Raw genomic sequence first — 14364 nt, forward strand, 5'->3', positions numbered from 1 at the left:
TCAAAAAATGCGTCCGATAAAGATTTGCAGACAATTTTATGAGGCCAAAGGAGGAACGGATATGAAAGCAGTAAGTTCACTGGTTGGGTGGGGGAAAGCGAATGCCAGATTTAATAATAATCTACTGAAAGTCCCGGGGCATCCCGCGAACAGGATCGTTTTTTCGGGGATAGGAGATGAAGCGGGACTCCCTATCGAAGCGCAGATAAGGGCTCATAAAGAATTGGGATGGGAACATATCGATCTTCGCCTGGTGCCTGATGTCGACGGGACAGCAAAAAATATTACTTTAGTCCAGCCGGAAGTCTTTGCCAATGTTAAAAAGGCGATCCTAGATGCAAAAATGTCTGTCGCCTGTTTTGAGACCTCCATAGCAAACTGGAATAGGCCCATTAACGGCAATTTTGAAATAGATGTCCAAGAACTTAAATCGGCGATCGAAAGGATGAAACCGTTCGGCACTACTTTTATAAGGATAATGTCATGGCAGAGAGTTCCGGAAATGGCCCTTGATATTACGAAAGATAACGTTCTCGCCAGAATGGATACACTTGTTACTATCGCGGAACAAGCCAAGGTCACATTACTTCTTGAAAATTGCGCGGGGTGGGCCGGAGAATCCCCTGAAAATTTCAACTGGCTGGTCCGTACAGTTGACTCTCCTAATCTCGCCTCCCTTTACGATACGGGCAACCCTGTTTCATATCTGCAGGACCCGATGAAGATGTACCTGGGCGTAAAAGAATGGACGCGCTATGTTCATATAAAAGATTGTACAAACTTATCAGGAAAAAAAGGTTTGGAAGCTTACACTTATCCCGGGGTGGGCCAAGGCCGGGTAAAAGATACTATAAAAGATCTTCTCCTTTCCGGATATCAGGGGGCGCTTGTGATCGAGCCCCATCTCGCGGCGGTGATACATAAAGGCACGACCGCAGATCCTCAGATATTATATGACTCCTATGTAAATTATGGTCTCAGGCTTCAGAATTTAGTTAAAATTGTCCAGAGAGAGATCGCAGAAGGAGGAATAATAAAATGAACATTAGCTCAATAAAAGCGAAGCCGTTCAGCAGAGCCGATCTTTCAAAGTCTTTTATTCCGCAGGCGTTCATAAAAGGAAGGGGGGGTTCTTTTTGCGGGACCACTGTTGTTGACCAGCTCCTCCCGGTAAGCGGCGCCCCGGGTGAAGATAAACTTGTGATAGCAACAGGGGAAAGGGTCATGTCCACAGGCGGACTCGTGTGCAATGACGCTATTGCCATGAGGAAATTAATGCCCATCCCTGTACAGGCAGTAGGGCTTTTGGGAGCTCTTGATGACGGCAGGATCGACGGTGAAGGGGCTTGGGCCCGGGCCGAATTGCAAAAACACGGGATAGATGTTACCGGGCTTGTTCCCATGAAAAGCAGGTCCACGTCTTTTACCTGGATACCGACAAATGATAAGACCGGCAAAAGAGGTTTTATCCACAACGCAGGCGCCTGCAGCGTGTTCGACGGATCAACTTTTCCTTTTGACAAGACCTGGGACCAATCGATCGCGTTTATCGGTTACATGAACCTTCTTCCCGCGCTGTATGCCAACGAAGGAAGAGGAGCTGCCGAACTTTTTCAGGAGATCCACAGAAGAAAGGGCTCATTGATCGGTGTTGATTTTACTGATATCTATGATAATGAATTCAAGGACGTTTTCGCGGCATCAGCCCGGAATGTAGATTTCATGATCATAAATGAGACTTCTCTGGCCAAAGCAACGGACATCGATTTCTCAGCCCCGGGAGATGACGTTGACGGCGACAAGCTTTTGTCTGCCGCACAAACTGTCATTGAACAAAACCCTACACTGAACTGGCTGGCGATCCACTGGCCGAAAGGCGGATTGTTCTACAGAAACGACCATCTTGCAGTAGCATTCCCGGCTTACCAACGCGATCAAAAAGAGATAGCAGGAACAACAGGAGCAGGAGACAACTGGGCTGCAGGGTTTCTGGCAGCCGCATATTACGGCAATGGGCCTTTGTACGCGCTTGCTCTCGGGACGGCAGCGGCATCTAAGTCATTAGAGCATATTTCCGCTACAGGAGCTTCCGGAAGCTTTCAGGAACTTCACTCTCTGATGAAAAAATGCGGCCACAAACCATTGGCGGCCGGATTGGCCCAGTTCGCTCTGCCGGATTCTGAATTGACCTGGAATATGCCATGAATAATGCCAAAATAGAGGTCAGGGATTGATGCAGTTGCCTATGCTCCTGTCGCCTGTCTTTTCAGCTTCCCTGCTGAAATAGCACGCCGGCACCTCGCCTAATTGCCTGTGGTAATGTAAGCACTCGCAGCACTTGAATTTTTTTTCGCACGAAAAAGTGCAGTTGCAGTATTTTTTGTTTTTCTCAAGATTTGGACAATCCATATATTATCCTCCGTTTATGTTTTTTTATTGCGTTATCAGTTATTAGTTATAAGTTATCGGTTAAAACAGCCCCATCTGAACTTTCTTTTTTACTGCTTCACCGTTAAAGATGCTTATCTTTCCGTACTCTCCGTCATAGCCCGGCAGAATGTTTATTTTACCTTCACGGACCCTTTTTACCCCTTCGACTGTCCTTTCCGGCATCAGGCGTGCAAGGCTGTCCAGAGGAGTATCAAGAAGGATGCCGAGCTCGCTGCCGAAAGTATTGATCATCTTCATATATTCGTTCTTTACCGAAATTGTATCGACGCCTTTATCAAGTATCTCGGCGATTATTTCCTGCAGAGGTATCAGACTTCTGAAAGGGATAGCGTTCTCCAGAACAAAGCCTTCTTCCCTGTCCGCCAGTTCATCGATCCTGTTCATCACGCCGACAGTCACAACCCTTCCGCATTTGGGACATTTTTTATTGTTGCTTTTCGTCTCTTTCGGTGACAGGCGGACCTGGCACGTCCGGTGGCCGTCATAGTGGTATTTTCCTTCTTCGGGGAAAAACTCTACCGTCATCAGGAATTTTTTCGGGTCTTTTTTTTTCAGTGCATCATAGACGCCTTTATATGTGAGTTCCGTGTCAAAGATATTCGCCTCGCGTCCGATCTTTGAGGGCGAATGTGCATCGGAGTTGGATATCAGGTTGAGACGGTCGAGTCCGCTGAGCCTCCAGTTCATCGCAGGATCTGAGGAAAGCCCCGTTTCTATCGCAAAGATGTTCCTTGAATATTCTTCAAAACATTCCTCGATCGAGTCAAAACCGCTCATCGATCCGAATATCGAGAACCATGGTGTCCAGGCATGGCAAGGTATGACCAGGCAGTCCGGTGAAGCTGTGAGAGCTATTTCCGCGAGTTTTTTCACGGGGAACGTGAATATCGGCCGTCCATCCGACATAAGATTAGCGAGCCTGCCAAGCTCAAGGTTGATTTTTTCTACAACCTTGAGCGACGGAGCGAATATCATCGTGTGGACCTTTCTCAGTTTTCCGTTCTGGTGAAAGATGTTGCAGACCTCCGTTGTCAGGATGAATTTTGTCCCGTTGAAATCAAACAAACCCCCATCATCGGGCCGGAGCTTTTTCTTGAGTTCCGCCAGCCAGAGAGGATGGGTGAAGTCGCCAGTCCCCATCAGATCGATCCCTTTAAGTTTCGCCCACTTGCTTATATGATCGAGGTCCATGTCCTTTGACGTGGCGCGGCTGTATTTGGAATGTATATGGAAGTCAGCTGTGAATTTCATTCCTTATTTTCCCCATCAATCTCATCATATACCTCAGATTGTGTGTCGTCAGCAGCATCACTCCGAGTATCTCTCTTGCTATGAAAAGATGCCTTATATAAGCTCTCGTAAAATTTTTACATGCATAGCAGTCGCAGTTCTCATCGAGAGGTGAAAAGTCCTCCGTAAATTTATTATTCCTTATTACTTTCTTGCCTTCATCTGTAAGGAAGGCGCCGTGGCGGCCAAGGCGCGACGGCATCACGCAGTCGAACAGGTCGCATCCTAACTCGACCGCTTTTTTGATGTCATCCGGATATCCCACTCCGAGAAGATGCTTCGGCGCTTCTTCGGGAAGCAGAGGGACCTGCACGTCGAGCATTTCATACATCAGTTCATTTGGTTCGTTGACGCTCAGCCCCCCTATCCCGAAACCCTTGAAACCTAAACCGGATATTTCTTCTGCCGATCGCTTTCTGAGATCTGCAAATGTGCTCCCCTGCACGATCCCAAATAGTTCTCCTTCTTCAGCCTTCAGCCTTCCGCCTTCCGCCTTTGCCTTCTGACTTCTTTTCGCCCATCTCAATGTCCTGTCGAGCGCTTTCTTTGCTTTTGACTTGTCCGAAGGATACTCGAGGCATTCATCAAGAGGCATTATGATGTCTGAACCGAAGTCCAGCTGCGCTTCAACAATTTTTTCCGGGGTCAAAAAATGTTTTGAGCCGTTTATGTATGACGAGAATTCGACCCCGTCATCAGTCACTTTCCTGATATCGAGAAGGCTGAATATCTGGAACCCTCCGCTGTCCGTCAGTATCGGCCCATCCCATGACATGAACTTGTGGAGGCCGCCGGCTTTTTTTATTATTTCCGGGCCCGGCCTCAGGTAAAGATGGTAGGTGTTGGCCAGGACGATCTGCGTCCAGATTTCTTTCAGCATCTCCGGCGTCATCGCCTTGACGGTGCCCTGTGTGCCGCAGGGGATAAAATTAGGCGTTTCCACGACACCGTGTGAAGTATGGAGTCTTCCGATTCTGGCACGTGAGGTCTTTGATTTCTTGAGGATTTCGAACTTGAACATGCCTCAATTATACAATAGATGATTTATGATAAAAGGATTAATTGGTTATATTATTGCCAAATAAATCTATATCCGGCATCAGTTCTCCGGTTGTTTCCTTAACGGTTTAAGTCCTCGAGAAGTCGAACCGCGTGACTCTTGAAGCGAAGCCCTGCAAGATTGAAGCTGTGGCATTCGAGGGTCAAGCGGCGAAGAAAAAAAAGTTTTCGCGATATCGGGGTTTTTGTCCATTCCCAATTTCTTCCGGATAGTTGGCATCTGACTTTTGCCGCAGCATATAACCATTCTTTTTCGGTTGGAAGCCTAAAACTTCTTCCGGTCATTTCGCTCAACCATTCAGCATATGCCAGGCCGTCATTCAAGCTTATATATGTTGCCGTTATGCTTTGATCTGTTCCGGCAAGAGTTTGTTTTAGGGATCTCGCGTTTTGGCCAGCAATCTCGTATTCTGCACTACTAACAAATTGGCCGAATTGGCCTATTGTCAGCTCGTCTTTCATTATTCTAAAAGACTTTTCGGTAATTTTTACGAACGCCGGTATTTCTATGCGCGATAAGACTACCTTATTCCCTCGCATTATTCTATCTGCTCCTGATAATGCGGCTCTAAAGTCTCGACTTGATACTGGTTTCCCCCCGCTTGTCCATCCGCTCATGATCCCTCTAATACTGTTCGTCATTTTTCTCCTATCGATATTTTTGCCATATCCTCAACCGCTTAATTATGGCGTTATTTTTATCTATATATGTATCGAATAGAAATATCGGGGATTTCACTTTTTTTATTTGTAATTCGGTGCAATCTGCGATCTATGCGACCGGGATTTTACAAGTCATTCTATGCTTTTGACTTGACATTTAGATGTTTAGCTTGTATCATACTCTCGAGGTGCACCGTAATGACAATAAAGACCACAGTATCAAAAAGAGGCCAGACAGCTGTTCCGGCTGAGATCTGCAACAAGTACGGAATAAAAGCGGGACAAAAGATAGCGTGGCTCGATCTCGGGAATATGGTCAGCGTGGTCCCCGTACCGGAAAATCCAATAAAATCATTCCGCGGGAGTTCAAGTGGTCTGTATAAGACCCTTATCAGCGAAAGGAAAAAAGAAAGAAAACGTGAAAAAGACTAGGTCATTCGTCCTTGACACCTCGGCAGTCTTCTGCCTTAAAGACAACGAGAACGGCGCCTCAAAGGTAGAGGATATTATAAAGTCGTGCGCCAAGGGGCAGTGCGAAATATATATTTCCTTTATGACCCTTATGGAGTATTACTATATCAGCACCATCCGGCTCGGCGAAGACTCGGCACGCCAGGCTTATCATCAACTGACCTTGCTTCCTTTTATTGTCATAGAAAGCGATGAAGAACTCGGCCTTGCAGCCGCGGAATTGAAAGCAAACCACAATATTTCCGTCGCCGATTCCTGGATAGCCGCGATCGCGCTAAAGACAAACTCTGTTCTTGTCCATCGGGACCCTGAGTTTGGATCTATTTCTAAACATGTGAAGTGTCTTGCCCTGCCGTATAAATAAGAACTACAGTATCAGCATCGCATCGCCGAAGGAATAAAAGCGGTATCTTTCTTTTATCGCAGTCTCATACGCGCGCTTTATAGTTTCATTTCCCGCAAAAGCACTCACAAGCATGAGCAGAGTAGACTTGGGAAAGTGGAAATTGGTTATCATCCGGTCGACAACGTTGAATTTAAAAGGCGGGTATATGAATATTTTTGCGCTGTCCTTTGTTTCTTTAACCTTCCCATGTTTTAAAAAACAATCCTCGAGTGTTCGGACAACGGTCGTCCCGACAGCGACCACTTTATGCTTGTCTTTTTTTGCCTTGTTTATATAGAACTCGACTTCAGGGCCTATCTCGTATTCCTCTTCGAACATCTCGTGGTCTTCTATTCTCTCCGCGGTGACTGGTTTGAACGTTCCGACGCCCGGGTGAAGAGTGATGCTCGCCATCTCGACGCCTTTTGTCTCAATGGCGACAAGCAGTTCTTTCGTAAAATGAAGCCCGGCTGTCGGAGCGGCAGAGGCACCTTCCTTTTTCGCGTAGACCGTCTGGTAGCGCTCTTTCATTTCGGAAGAATTCCTTTGCGGTTCATCGAGCCTCTGGCTTATATACGGCGGCAGGGGGACTTTGCCGATCTCTTCCAGCAATGAATTAAGATCGCCTTCGCAGTCGAACTTTATTATCCGCCTCAGATCATCGACCTCTTTGATAACGGTTCCTCTGCACTTTTCAAAATCTATCTCATATCCCTTCTTTACTCTTTTTGCGGGCTGCACAAGACATTCCCATGTGTTCTCTTCAAACAATATCTTCTTTAGCAGAAGGACTTCGACCTTACCGCCGCCGTTTACTTTCCTGCCGAACAGCCTGGCAGGGATCACTTTAGTGTCATTTAATATCAGGAGATCGCCTTTTTGCAAATAGTCCGGGAGGTCTGAAAATTTTTTATGCGCTGTTTCGCGGCTTTCCCTGTCAATGATCATCAGCCGCGAGGAATCCCTTTTTCCCAAAGGCTTTGATGCTATCAGGTCCTCGGGGAGAGGATAGTCAAATTCGCTGGTAAGTGTCATCCGGGAACTTTATGATTTTAGCTGGAACTTCACCGGGATCTTGAACCAGGCTTCTATGGCTTCTTTCTGGCTGACGGCCGGTTCAAATCTCCACTGCGAGACCCCTGCTATCGCCGACCTGTCCAGTATCTCGTGTCCGGATGTCTGTTCAAGAACGGCGTCCCCCACTCTTCCGTTCTTCAGTATGAATATCTTAACGACAGCGGTCCCCTGCATCCCGCCTTCGATCGCCTTGACCGGATAATCCGGAATAGATCTATAAACTATTTTTGGCGGGAATATGCCCGCAGATGCCGGGGATGCCTGAGAAAGCACCATGTTCTCAGAAGCCGCGCTTCCTGCTTTGTCGATTACTGCTGTTTTAGGAGCGGCGGCGGCCGAAGGCTTTGCCAGGCTCATGAAACTGCCGACTTTTACCGCGTTCTTATTTGTCTTTGCTTCTATCACAGGCATGACCGAAAGCTCGGTCGAGACCGTAAATACCGGGACCACCCTCTCGACTTTCACGAAAGAGCTTTCCAGCTTTGCCACTCCCCACGCGAAAGTGATCAGCAGGAACATCGCTATTACTACGGACAGGTCGACTTCGGGGATCCTCGACAGTCTCATCCCGGTCAGTCTTTCTTTGTATAACATTTTGTTTCCTCCTTTTATATTTTACTCTACAATATTTTTCGGGTCAACTAAAATCCTCTATTCCCCTGTTAGATCCGCACCCCTAATCGTATTGTCCTGCCGGGCATCGGATAGCCTCTCTCCTTCCAGTCCACGGGGCTTGTGCCCACAGACTCAAAATATGTGGTATTAAAGACATTGCTGACATTAAGGGATACTTCTGCAGCCCATATCTTTTCCATAATCCCGACATCCACAACCTGGTATGGGTTTAAAGCGCTTGTATTAAGAGTATCAGTGAACACGCTTGAGACATACCTGTAATTAGCGGAGTAATAAAGCTCCCCGCCTTTTATTGAAAAGCCCAGATTTATCCTCTGTCTCGGACTGTATGTCAGTATATTGGAAGTCACATCGTTAATATCAAGCTCATTGACATAACTGCCGAAAATAAATGTATTGTCTGTGATTTCCTTTTCCATGTCCAGCTGCCAGCCCTCTATCTTTGCCCTGTCAATATTCACCGGAGACCAGCTGAAAAGCCCTGTCTGCGACCATCTGATCATATCCGATATTTTTGTGGAATAGTAATTGAGCTTGGCCGAAAAACCTTTTATTTCTTTTTCTATTCCGATATTGACCGCCCTTGACGTCTCCGGTTTTAAATTTGGATTTCCGAATGTAAAGAAAGACGGATCGTTCCAGTAAAGCTCGTTTATCGTCGGGGCGCGGAACGCCTGGCCGATCGTTGTCCTTACTACCGTCCCCGCCCCGAGGTTTGCCATGACGCTGAGCTTTGGGTTGAATGTCTGGCCGAACGAAGAGTTTGAATCATATCTTGCCGAGATCCCCAGGCTCGCCGGGAGGTCTTCTCCGATATCCGCGTTAAAATACGCGGCGGCATTATCTATGGCATGGGTATCTGCGAGGGCGCTTTCCCCGTAATTCCTTTTCATCTCTACCCCTGCGGTCACGGAAGAATGCCGGCTTGTTTTTATTACCGATAAAAGCTCTGCCTGGGTGACCCGGCTGAAATACCTGTCATCATAAAAAAGTCCGCTGACAAACCAGTCTTCATAATGCACTCTTTCGTCCGATTCGCTCTGCGACAGGATGAGCTTCGGCACAAAGGGTCCTTTTTTGACAGGATCAAATGTGATGTTCACGGTAGATGTCAGGTCGCTCTGCCTGTCATTCGGGGTAGAAGATGATGTCGGATCGGTATCGGATGTCGGGACCCCGGGATTGCCTCTGTCCGATGTTTTTGTCGTGTATTTAATATCTAACGCATCCGCTATGTTGATGTTGACTAAAAGGTCCTGTCCTTTATAGTCGCTGTTAGTCCTGAAACCGTCGGTCTTTAAATATCCTAAAGACGCATATCCTGTCGCTTTCCCCATCTTTCCTGAAAAAGAAATTCTGGAATCAAGTTCGCCAAAGCTTCCTCCGGCAATAGAAACTGAAACAGGGTTTTTCTCTTCCTTCTTTGTGATTATGTTTATCACGCCGCCCATCGCATCAGACCCGTAGATGGATGAGATCGGCTCCGCGACTACCTCGATCCTGTCTATGTACGAGGCCGGAATATCGTTCAGGTCGGTCATGCCGAGAAGCGAGGAATTCAACCTGACGCCGTCAAGAAGCACTAGGATCTGTTCCGACGAAGCGCTTTTCAGTTTGATCGTGGATACTCCTCCCAGGCCTCCGTTGTTCTTTACATATACTATGCTGGACCTTTTGAGCGCGTCGGAAACTGTAAGCGAGCCCGAGGCTTCGATCTCCCTTGAAGAGATGACCGTCACATTCTCGAACGTCCTGCTCAAAAGAAGAGGCCTTTTCTGAGCGGTCACAACGACCTTGTCTCCGTAAAATACAGGGGCATCGGCTGCGAGGACCGGGGCAAAAAACAGAGGCAGGAACAATAAGCAGATCGCCTTTTTCATCTTACACTCCTTTTTCCCATTCCGCGAGGATGGGAGTGCTAATACTATACAGGCAAGGTCTTCTGACTTACGGATCGTCCTCCCCTGCTCCTTCCCGTCCTGGACTTTTCGATGGACAGTGGTATCAGCAGGTTCGTCCCCGTATACAGCGCCGGGAGCGTTCGTGATTCAAACACGATTCCCTTTTCCTGTACGCAAAAAGATTGTAGCACGGGAGGCTCAAATGATGTCAAGAGGTTGCACCTGCTATCACGATCGTAATTTCTCCGAGTATTTCTTTGCTTGAAAAATGCTCCGTTGCCTCTTCAACCGTTCCCCTGAATATTTCCTCAAATTTTTTGGTAAGTTCTCTGGCAATGCAGATATTTCTGTCCCCCAAAATATCCTTGATGTCTTTAAGTGTTTTCAAAAGCCTGTGCGGGGATTCGTAAATAATTACCGTTCTTTCTTCATCGACCAGTTTTCGTAATATTCTTCTCCTGCCTTTTCCCTCGCTCGGGAGGAACCCTTCAAAAACGAACCTTTTTGTGCTCAGCCCTGACCCAGCCAGCGCGTTGATGATAGCGGACGGGCCCGGGATGACAACGACCTGGATATTGTTATCTATAGCTTCCTTTATAAGCTCTTCTCCTGGGTCGGATATCCCGGGCATGCCCGCATCGCTGACCAGTGCAACATTCTTCCCGTCAAGAAGCTGGCCGATCAAATATTTGGATTTTTCTTTTATGTTGAACTTGTGATATGAGGTCGTCTTTGTCCTGATCTCAAAATGTTCAAGGAGCTTTTTTGTCTGTCTTGTGTCCTCCGCCGCGATCAGGTCTGCTTCTTTGAGCGTCCTTATCAGGCGGAGTGATGAGTCCTCAAGGTTGCCGATAGGAGTGGCGCAGACAAAGAGCGATGCCATTTTTTAAAGGCCTATGATCTCTTTGACCTTATCCGAGAACGTGTCTTCCTTTATTTCTTCGCCGGCAAATTCTTTCACTTCTCCCATCGTCACTTTACCCCTGTACGAAGCGCCCTCGTCGACCGAGAGCCGGTTGCCGGATATATCCCCGAATATTTTGCCGTTCTTTTTTATCTCGACGCTTTCCTTGGAAGCGACATTGCCTTTTACCTGGCCTGCCACTATTACGTTCTTTCCTTCGACGTTCCCATGGACGGTCCCCTTCGCCGAAATATAGACCTCGGCGGCACTATTCACATTTCCTTCCAGCGTCCCGTCCAGCCTGAACGAGCCGGTAGTCTTGATCTCGCCTTTTACTGTTGTGTCTTCCCCGATTATCGAACCTATCATCCCTTGTCCTGCTCCCTGCTTTGCGTCAAACATGCCCATTTTTCACCTTCCAATATTCGCGTTTATAATGCTTAAGTTAAGATATGCTATGGGGTTAATTTTAGCACCGTTCCTTATTACTTCATAGTGCAGATGCGGACCGGTGGCAGATCCCGTCATCCCGACATATGCGATCTTCTGGCCTTTTTTTACCTTTTGCCCGTCTGTAACTATAAAAGATGACAGGTGCCCGTATAAAGTCTCGATCCCGAAATGGTGATCTATCACAACGGTTCTGCCGTATCCAGACCTCCATCCCGCATAGCTCACGACACCATCAGCAGAGGACCTTACTGCATCACCGTAGTGCGCATCAATATCGACACCGCTGTGAAAACTGGGCCAGGGAAATACTCTGTAGCCGAATTTTGAGACTATTTTCCCGTATGCCGGCCATATCGAAGGCGTGTTCGCAAATCTTTTTCTGAATTCAGTGATCAGCGATTCAAGCTCTTTTATATTATTGCTGCTTTCTTTCACGTTCTTTTCCAGAAAATTTAGTTTATGGCCGATATCTCTATTGACAGCGTTTTCATCCTTTATCAGGCTTATCTTGCTTGGCCGCTCCTGCAGGCCCAGTAATTTCCTGATCTGGTTTTGTTTTTCGTCAATTTCGCGCAATGAAAGGGCCAGGTCATCCGTTTTTTTTGAGTATTTATCGACCTCTTTGCTTTGTCCCGCTGCTTTGGATTTAAAGTCTTCATAAGAGACGATCTTTCTGGTCACATGTGAGGAATAGACCAGTGAAGAAACAAGTACGACGACAGAAGTAACAAACACGAACATTACAACATGCACCAGCCAGCGCGGAACTTTAAGCGATATCGTAGGCTTGTTAGATGAATGCGGGATAAGTATAAAAGTAAAATATTCTTTTTGCATTTTTTAAGGGTTTTTATTTTGGGCTTTTGCTTGGTGCTTGCTCCCAAAAAATGAGTTCAAAAATAGGGCCGGTCTGTTTTTGTGTATGTATATTATACCATTTTCAGGTGGTCTATTACAATTTCGGCACCTCGAAATATGGGTGAAATTTCACAAAAAACCTGTCGAGATAGATATGTCAGGAAAAACATTACAGGAGGTACTTAATATGCCGGTAAGAACAGGCCATGTCCAAAGCATCGGAATTTCATATGGGTCATTTCGTGAGACAATAAAAGGTTCGTTTGATAGCGGGACCGTAAACTCGATAAGAGAATCTTTAAGCTTATTGTCCGGAAGGCTTGGGGCATACCCATTGGGCGACGAACATTTCACGGCTGTCGCCTCTTCACCGTCTTATAATGTTCATTCTCATTGCGCCGTTGAGATGGTTAAAACCTTGGGTCTTGTCTCTCCGAGAACAGACGCAGGTCCTTTATCTAACCTCGCAAGCCATAATATCTACTCAATAATGGCCGCCGGACTGATACAACGCGACAGAGGGTTAGTAGCCGGTGATAAACCCTTTTGCGAGCAGCTTGAAGGGGTTTTAAATATGATCGAACTGCTGAAAGGCCCTAGTTCAGATGCCCCGGAATTTAAAAAAGCAAAAGGCGGCGTGTTCGCTCACTCCATAGACAGATTCATCAAGGTTTCCGGCAACAGCATGTCATTTGATTCGCCCACAATGGTCGGCCTTGATACGATGCTGAAGATAGCAATGGCAAACGGCTTCTGCATACCTGCCTGCAATGTCAACAATATGGAAATGCTCGAGGCAGGGGTCGTTGCGGCTGCTTTGACAAGATCGCCGATAATATTTGAATGGTCTCCCGGATCTTTCAAGTATAACGGCGGCGCCGTCGTCCCCAGTTTTATCACACGGCTTGAGCCTCTAAAAGCGATCGTAGCCGGACTCGGTTTCCCGTACGCTTGCCACCTTGACCACGGGACATGGGATGCGGTAATAGAAGCTCTTAACGCGGGATTTACTTCAGTAATGTATGATCCTTCCGAAACCGGTAAAAAGAAGGTCTCATACCAGGACAACCTCCGCCTCTCTACAGAAATGGCAAAAATGGCGCACGCTAAAGGTGTCGCCATCGAATTGGAGCTTGGAGGAAAAGAAGGGTCGTTCGGCGATCTTTCGGCCATGGCATCCGCGGAAAGACTGGGATACATGACCGATCCGGAACAGGCAGTCGACTTTGTCGGAAAAACGGGAGCTGATGTCCTTGCGATCTCAATAGGAAATTCACATGGCGCGCAAAAGTTCGCGGGAAAAGCGTTCATTGATATTGAACATGTATGCAGGATCAGAGAAAAGCTTGACGCGGCCGGATTCAAGCATGTTCCGCTGGTTTTCCACGGCGGGTCTGACAGATCACCTTTCGCGGATGAAATAGCGCGGCTGATCGGAAAACCCTACGATAAGAACCCGTCCGGCACGCCGATAGAATTTCAGGTGCGCGCCGTGAAAGAAGGAAGGGTCGCAAAACTAAATCTTGATACGATATTCAGGCTTGCGCAGGCCGAAGGTGTCCTTGCCATGAGGCAGGTGATGGACTCGTATATCCTCAAGAAAGGCACTGATGATTTCAGGGCACATATCGGTGTTCCCTGGAGGGTCACGCTTGTTAACGAGTTCATGAGGAAACTGGTAGAGCTCGGGGCAGCCGGACAGGCAATGACGGTCCTGCGTCAGGTCTGCCTTGAAAAAGCAACGACAGAAGTTGCCAAAGTGCTCACAAAACAGAAGGCTTCCGTACTAGAAACATCGACTGCCGCGGGACTTGGAGCTGATCCTTTAGACATTACCAGACTTGCGGTAAAACTCGAGCTACGAGACGATCAGATAGCTGGCGCACAAACTGTCGGAAATATAGCAAATGTCATGGCCGCAAAGCTTGCAGGCTCGGAACAAGAAGGTCAGGAAAGTAAAGCGGGAAAAGATCTGGAATAATAAGCTTGCTTAAAAAATCGGGACGGCGGGATTTTCCGCCAAAGGCGGACCCGCCTCCGGCGGGGAACCCACGACCTCCCCGATCCGATCGGGGCGCGCTACCAAGCTATGAATATCAAAATCGGGGTGGTGGGATTTGAACCCACGGCCTCACGGTCCCGAACCGTGCACGCTACCAAGCTGCGCTACACCCCGTTTCGACTAATGACCGATAACTAACAACTGATAACAGCTG

15 protein-coding genes, 1 tRNA gene and 1 riboswitch are annotated in these 14364 nt (G+C 47.4%); of the genes, 5 read left to right on the forward strand and 11 right to left on the reverse strand.

What is annotated here, in order from left to right; genetic code table 11:
- Nucleotides 1-61: 61 nt before the first annotated feature.
- Both NTZ10_05225 and NTZ10_05230 read left to right on the forward strand, forming a co-directional pair.
- Entirely contained in the window at nucleotides 62-1042 is a 981-nt protein-coding gene (locus tag NTZ10_05225; GenBank protein MCX5749625.1) for a sugar phosphate isomerase/epimerase, read from the forward strand.
- The gene (locus tag NTZ10_05230) at nucleotides 1039-2205 is read left to right on the forward strand and encodes a carbohydrate kinase family protein (GenBank protein MCX5749626.1); all 1167 of its coding nucleotides are present in this window, start codon (nucleotides 1039-1041) and stop codon (nucleotides 2203-2205) included. The genes NTZ10_05225 and NTZ10_05230 overlap by 4 nt, the downstream gene beginning before the upstream one ends.
- An 18-nt stretch (nucleotides 2206-2223) precedes the next feature.
- Here NTZ10_05230 and NTZ10_05235 read toward each other — a convergent pair whose 3' ends face one another.
- The 4 genes from NTZ10_05235 to NTZ10_05250 form a co-directional block, all read right to left on the reverse strand.
- Nucleotides 2224-2409: a hypothetical protein gene (locus tag NTZ10_05235; GenBank protein ID MCX5749627.1), complete on the reverse strand. Its 186-nt coding sequence runs from the start codon at nucleotides 2407-2409 to the stop codon at nucleotides 2224-2226.
- A gap of 60 nt (nucleotides 2410-2469) precedes the next feature.
- Nucleotides 2470-3702 (reverse strand): endonuclease Q family protein, encoded by a 1233-nt coding sequence (locus NTZ10_05240; protein ID MCX5749628.1) that lies wholly within the window; start codon nucleotides 3700-3702, stop codon nucleotides 2470-2472.
- Entirely contained in the window at nucleotides 3686-4762 is a 1077-nt protein-coding gene (gene tgt, locus NTZ10_05245; GenBank protein MCX5749629.1) for a tRNA guanosine(34) transglycosylase Tgt, read from the reverse strand. Before tgt ends, NTZ10_05240 begins: the two co-directional genes overlap by 17 nt.
- A 98-nt stretch (nucleotides 4763-4860) precedes the next feature.
- Nucleotides 4861-5442: an SUMF1/EgtB/PvdO family nonheme iron enzyme gene (locus NTZ10_05250; protein ID MCX5749630.1), complete on the reverse strand. Its 582-nt coding sequence runs from the start codon at nucleotides 5440-5442 to the stop codon at nucleotides 4861-4863.
- 219 nt (nucleotides 5443-5661) lie between these two features.
- On the opposite strand from NTZ10_05250, the gene NTZ10_05255 reads away from it, so the two are divergent.
- Both NTZ10_05255 and NTZ10_05260 read left to right on the forward strand, forming a co-directional pair.
- Nucleotides 5662-5895: an AbrB/MazE/SpoVT family DNA-binding domain-containing protein gene (locus NTZ10_05255; GenBank protein ID MCX5749631.1), complete on the forward strand. Its 234-nt coding sequence runs from the start codon at nucleotides 5662-5664 to the stop codon at nucleotides 5893-5895.
- Complete coding sequence (locus NTZ10_05260) at nucleotides 5882-6298, forward strand: type II toxin-antitoxin system VapC family toxin (protein ID MCX5749632.1); 417 nt, start codon at nucleotides 5882-5884, stop codon at nucleotides 6296-6298. Before NTZ10_05255 ends, NTZ10_05260 begins: the two co-directional genes overlap by 14 nt.
- A 3-nt stretch (nucleotides 6299-6301) precedes the next feature.
- Here the strand turns inward: NTZ10_05260 and queA are convergent, their stop codons facing one another.
- The 6 genes from queA to NTZ10_05290 all read right to left on the reverse strand — a co-directional run bounded on the left by queA (nucleotide 6302) and on the right by NTZ10_05290 (nucleotide 12127).
- Nucleotides 6302-7354: a tRNA preQ1(34) S-adenosylmethionine ribosyltransferase-isomerase QueA gene (queA, locus tag NTZ10_05265; GenBank protein MCX5749633.1), complete on the reverse strand. Its 1053-nt coding sequence runs from the start codon at nucleotides 7352-7354 to the stop codon at nucleotides 6302-6304.
- Between the two features lie 9 nt (nucleotides 7355-7363).
- Nucleotides 7364-7990, reverse strand: a complete 627-nt coding sequence (locus tag NTZ10_05270; protein ID MCX5749634.1) for an energy transducer TonB — start codon at nucleotides 7988-7990, stop codon at nucleotides 7364-7366.
- A 68-nt stretch (nucleotides 7991-8058) separates the two neighbouring features.
- On the reverse strand, nucleotides 8059-9912 hold the full coding sequence (locus tag NTZ10_05275) for a TonB-dependent receptor (protein ID MCX5749635.1): 1854 nt from the start codon (nucleotides 9910-9912) through the stop codon (nucleotides 8059-8061).
- 34 nt (nucleotides 9913-9946) lie between these two features.
- Nucleotides 9947-10140, reverse strand: a riboswitch (cobalamin riboswitch).
- Between the two features lies 1 nt (nucleotide 10141).
- On the reverse strand, nucleotides 10142-10816 hold the full coding sequence (rsmI, locus tag NTZ10_05280) for a 16S rRNA (cytidine(1402)-2'-O)-methyltransferase (protein MCX5749636.1): 675 nt from the start codon (nucleotides 10814-10816) through the stop codon (nucleotides 10142-10144).
- A gap of 3 nt (nucleotides 10817-10819) precedes the next feature.
- Nucleotides 10820-11239 carry a polymer-forming cytoskeletal protein gene (locus NTZ10_05285; protein MCX5749637.1) on the reverse strand — a complete coding sequence of 140 codons (420 nt, stop codon included), beginning with the start codon at nucleotides 11237-11239 and terminating at the stop codon, nucleotides 10820-10822.
- 9 nt (nucleotides 11240-11248) lie between these two features.
- The gene (locus NTZ10_05290) at nucleotides 11249-12127 is read right to left on the reverse strand and encodes a peptidoglycan DD-metalloendopeptidase family protein (protein ID MCX5749638.1); all 879 of its coding nucleotides are present in this window, start codon (nucleotides 12125-12127) and stop codon (nucleotides 11249-11251) included.
- 208 nt (nucleotides 12128-12335) lie between these two features.
- Between NTZ10_05290 and NTZ10_05295 the strand changes: the two genes are divergently transcribed.
- The gene (locus NTZ10_05295) at nucleotides 12336-14129 is read left to right on the forward strand and encodes a class II fructose-bisphosphate aldolase (GenBank protein MCX5749639.1); all 1794 of its coding nucleotides are present in this window, start codon (nucleotides 12336-12338) and stop codon (nucleotides 14127-14129) included.
- A 121-nt stretch (nucleotides 14130-14250) separates the two neighbouring features.
- Here NTZ10_05295 and NTZ10_05300 read toward each other — a convergent pair.
- A tRNA-Pro gene (locus NTZ10_05300) sits at nucleotides 14251-14324 on the reverse strand.
- Nucleotides 14325-14364 lie beyond the last annotated feature (40 nt).

The organism is Candidatus Saganbacteria bacterium (genome assembly GCA_026387835.1).
In the GTDB taxonomy this organism is placed as follows: domain Bacteria; phylum Margulisbacteria; class WOR-1; order JAKLHX01; family JAKLHX01; genus JAPLKZ01.

What these genes read in the sequence shown, in the direction of transcription:
- NTZ10_05225 (MCX5749625.1), top strand. Translation starts at nt 62, where the DNA reads ATGAAAGCAGTAAGTTCACTGGTTGGGTGGGGGAAAGCGAATGCCAGA.
- NTZ10_05230 (MCX5749626.1), top strand. Translation starts at nt 1,039, where the DNA reads ATGAACATTAGCTCAATAAAAGCGAAGCCGTTCAGCAGAGCCGATCTT.
- NTZ10_05235 (MCX5749627.1), bottom strand. Translation starts at nt 2,409, where the DNA reads ATGGATTGTCCAAATCTTGAGAAAAACAAAAAATACTGCAACTGCACT.
- NTZ10_05240 (MCX5749628.1), bottom strand. Translation starts at nt 3,702, where the DNA reads ATGAAATTCACAGCTGACTTCCATATACATTCCAAATACAGCCGCGCC.
- tgt (MCX5749629.1), bottom strand. Translation starts at nt 4,762, where the DNA reads ATGTTCAAGTTCGAAATCCTCAAGAAATCAAAGACCTCACGTGCCAGA.
- NTZ10_05250 (MCX5749630.1), bottom strand. Translation starts at nt 5,442, where the DNA reads ATGACGAACAGTATTAGAGGGATCATGAGCGGATGGACAAGCGGGGGG.
- NTZ10_05255 (MCX5749631.1), top strand. Translation starts at nt 5,662, where the DNA reads ATGACAATAAAGACCACAGTATCAAAAAGAGGCCAGACAGCTGTTCCG.
- queA (MCX5749633.1), bottom strand. Translation starts at nt 7,354, where the DNA reads ATGACACTTACCAGCGAATTTGACTATCCTCTCCCCGAGGACCTGATA.
- NTZ10_05270 (MCX5749634.1), bottom strand. Translation starts at nt 7,990, where the DNA reads ATGTTATACAAAGAAAGACTGACCGGGATGAGACTGTCGAGGATCCCC.
- NTZ10_05275 (MCX5749635.1), bottom strand. Translation starts at nt 9,912, where the DNA reads ATGAAAAAGGCGATCTGCTTATTGTTCCTGCCTCTGTTTTTTGCCCCG.
- rsmI (MCX5749636.1), bottom strand. Translation starts at nt 10,816, where the DNA reads ATGGCATCGCTCTTTGTCTGCGCCACTCCTATCGGCAACCTTGAGGAC.
- NTZ10_05285 (MCX5749637.1), bottom strand. Translation starts at nt 11,239, where the DNA reads ATGTTTGACGCAAAGCAGGGAGCAGGACAAGGGATGATAGGTTCGATA.
- NTZ10_05290 (MCX5749638.1), bottom strand. Translation starts at nt 12,127, where the DNA reads ATGCAAAAAGAATATTTTACTTTTATACTTATCCCGCATTCATCTAAC.
- NTZ10_05295 (MCX5749639.1), top strand. Translation starts at nt 12,336, where the DNA reads ATGCCGGTAAGAACAGGCCATGTCCAAAGCATCGGAATTTCATATGGG.